Below are 3,370 nucleotides of genomic sequence, written 5' to 3'. Positions count from 1 at the left end.
AAAATTATTATGTATTTGGATTTTTTTATCTTATAGATATATTTTTCTTGTTAATAGGAAAATTTAAAGGGAGCTAATATTAATATAAAAAATGATAATGGTGATAATGCTCTATATCTTGCGATAGCATTTAAAAGAACTGAAATTATAGATATTTTAAAAAGTAAAGGAGCTAAACTATGAAAAAAATAATTTTATTAGGTTTAATTTTTGTAAATATCTTATATGCAGAGCCTGACGGTTATTATCAAAAAATTCCATTCTATGAAATGGATCGTATAAAACCGCTTATTGACAATATTTATGATATAAGAGGCGGCATAAAAAATGCAAGAGAAAATAATTTTTCTGAATTTTTCTTTAAAATAATTCATGATTATGAAGAAGATTTAACAATTGAAAAATTAAATGAATGCAATAAATATCTTATATCTATAACAGAAGAGGCTTTTGAATATGATTATATAATTGAAAATATTTATATAGATCATGATCTTATGATGGTTAAATTAATAAATAGTCATTAAATAAAAAGGAGCTCAAATATAAAATATTTAAATGAACATAATATCATAATCAAAGAAATGGGGCTTACACTACAAATAACTTAGTCGTATGAAAGCCCCATATATCAAGATATAAATTTATTCTACTTCAATCAAATAAAATCAATCTACAAAAACACTTTTTACTATACTGTAAATTGAAGAAGCAAATCTTTTTTCTACTTTTAGAGGATTAATTAGAGTTTCAATACCGTCATTTATCTCGCAAAACTCTATATCGCCAAACTCAACATCTTCATTAGCATCCATTCCAAAATACATATAATCAAATGAGATGTGAACAGCAATATTGAGATAAGTATCTTTTAATATGTACTCGCAGAAACTTCCGCCGTCCATAGTCTCGCCTCTAGCCATGTCGTATTTATTTGCTAATGACATCAATACTCCTGCTTTTATTTTTTTGGAATTAAGAGAAGTAATTTTATCTTCGCTTATATCTTTTTCTGTAATCTCTTCATATTTAAAATCAAGCTGTTCTATAGGCTGTGATATCTCATAATCGGATAATTGAGTTTTCCATTTTGATATAGTGTCAGAGTTTAATTCTGAAGGGTGTACTAAAGTTATTAAAGCATTTTCTTTGAGAGTGTATTCTTCTTCATCAACAGTATTAAAAGTGCCGTCTTCCATATATCTGAAACTTTCTATTAAATTGTTATTCTCATCATAAACGCCCCATATTAGTTTTAATGCAAATAGATTCATTATAGGGTTTTCAACAAATACTGTTTTGAAATTATCATAAGTCCATTTTCTGCCGTTTAATAATACTTTCTGAAGTCTTATTTTCTGACTCTGTATTAAAGTTTTTATTTCTTTTTTGAGAGCAGTACATTCTTTTTTGGCATTATCTGCTTCTGTTTTATCATCTTTGCTATTTGGTGCTGGGAGTGATTTTATTATTTTTTGTTTGTCATTATCTGTTATTGTGAGTTCAAGATCATTGTTTATAGATAATGTAAATGTTCTTTTTGCCTCTCCTCCATAGCTTAAAACTTTTTCACCTTTTCTGTCAAATCCGAAATTAGGTATTATTCTGTCTGAAAGCTCATCTGTTGTCATATCAAGCAGGTATGCTACATTTTCCATAGTATCTATTGCTACTTCTTTTATTTTTGCAGTAGGAGCTTTTCTTGTGAGGCTGTCTACTAATATTAATGCATAGCTTTTTCCATTTAATGCAATACATTTTACAATAAATGCTCCCATAACAGTTCGGGAACCTTTAGCAAACTCTTTTATAAGCGGGTAAACTTTATCTATCTTTGAATTATCAGAATATAAAAGATAAGGTATTAAAATATTTTTTTTATTAGCTTCATAATTAGAATCTTTCCAATAAATATATAACATTTCCAAAGCGTTTGTAAATGAGGAAGTATCAAGAATCTCAGTAAGCATGTCACAGTCTTTTAATCTGGCAGGCTCAACTAAGTTCATATATTCCATAATAATATATTTAAATATTCTCTCATCAGCCAATTTTCCATTATTGTATAGAACTTTTGTCAAATGAACATCATCTAAAAACTTAATATTTTTTTCATAGTTTTTATTGTAGTAAGTATCTATAAACTCCAAAGCCTCATCAATACTTTTGAAATTATCGCCGTATTTTTTAAGATTCCAATTCTTAATAATATTTTTTAATGCCCCTTTAAGTTCTGATGATCTTACCTTCTCTGACATTTTCTCAACATATTCTCTTGTAATCTTTTCATTATCAGAAATAGCTTTAATACAATATCTTTTTACCTCTGCCCTCTTTGTATTTTCAAGAACTGTATAAATCAAATGATAATTTTCATAATTATATTTATTATACAAAGTCTTTAATATATCTAATGCTGTATTTTTGCTGCCTGCTATATTATCTTTTATAAACTTATCATCATTTAATATATTTACTACTTCATCAAAATAGCTTTTAAATAATTCATCTTTTACGCTGTTTATGACTACATTATTATTTTCATCTACGCATCTAAGCTCTTTATATAATGTAGGAAGACATTTTCCGCCATAGTCGTAATAATAATTTGAAAAATCTCCTGCATAATCAAAATAGTATGAAAGCAGAATTTCTTTTAATGTAATATTCAATTCTTTATTATTTAATAAACTATCAATAACTTCTTTTAGAGTTTTATTTCCTATAGATGCCTGCACTTCTATATATTTTCTTATTCCAATCTGAATTGGTAAATATTTAAAAATATCGATAGCAAACTTTTTATAGCTTTTCATTTCAGGACTATCATAATTAAATAGAGAGTATAAATAATAAAGTTCTGTATTGAGACAATATTCAGGTAGAGTATTTCCCCATCTGTATGTACTGTATAGATTGTATGTATTTTTTTTGTCTGTATAATATTCAATAAGCGTATCAAAGAGTTTATTTTTATCTTTATCAAATATTTCTTCTATTTTTACTGTAGTGGTGAATGCTGGTCTTTTATTATATCTATCCGAATTATCTTCTGTAAATTTATTAACTATAGTTTGTAATACAGGTATAGACTTTTTTAAATTATTTGTGTCTATTTTATTATCATTATGTTCTAATAAAACACCGCTAAGCACTATAAATATTCTTTTGTTTCTATCATTTTTTAAATCATTTCCTACTAAATTATAAATTTTATAAAAATCTTCTTTATAGTTTAAATATAAATCTCTTGACCCATAAATGAATGCATAATGAAAATAGTTTTGAAAATGCTGTGCTATAAATGCGAAATCATTAGGATAATTTATTGCATTGAAAAATTTCTCTCTAGCTTTATAGGGATTGTTGT

At 26.0% G+C, this 3,370-nt stretch carries 2 protein-coding genes; one reads left to right on the top strand and one right to left on the bottom strand.

The window, feature by feature from the left end; translation table 11 throughout:
- Nucleotides 1-179 precede the first annotated feature (179 nt).
- Nucleotides 180-527: a hypothetical protein gene (locus tag KQ44_RS12695; protein ID WP_096737714.1), complete on the top strand. Its 348-nt coding sequence runs from the start codon at nt 180-182 to the stop codon at nt 525-527.
- A gap of 141 nt (nt 528-668) precedes the next feature.
- On the opposite strand, the gene KQ44_RS12690 is transcribed toward KQ44_RS12695, so the two are convergent.
- A partial coding sequence (locus tag KQ44_RS12690; RefSeq protein ID WP_096737713.1) for a DUF4132 domain-containing protein occupies nt 669-3,370 on the bottom strand: 2,702 nt, incomplete at its 5' end.

The sequence above is a fragment of the Brachyspira sp. G79 genome (assembly GCF_002379365.1).
GTDB lineage: Bacteria > Spirochaetota > Brachyspiria > Brachyspirales > Brachyspiraceae > Brachyspira.
Note: the sequence above shows the minus strand (reverse complement) of the source record. Positions and strands in the feature narration are given on the sequence as shown.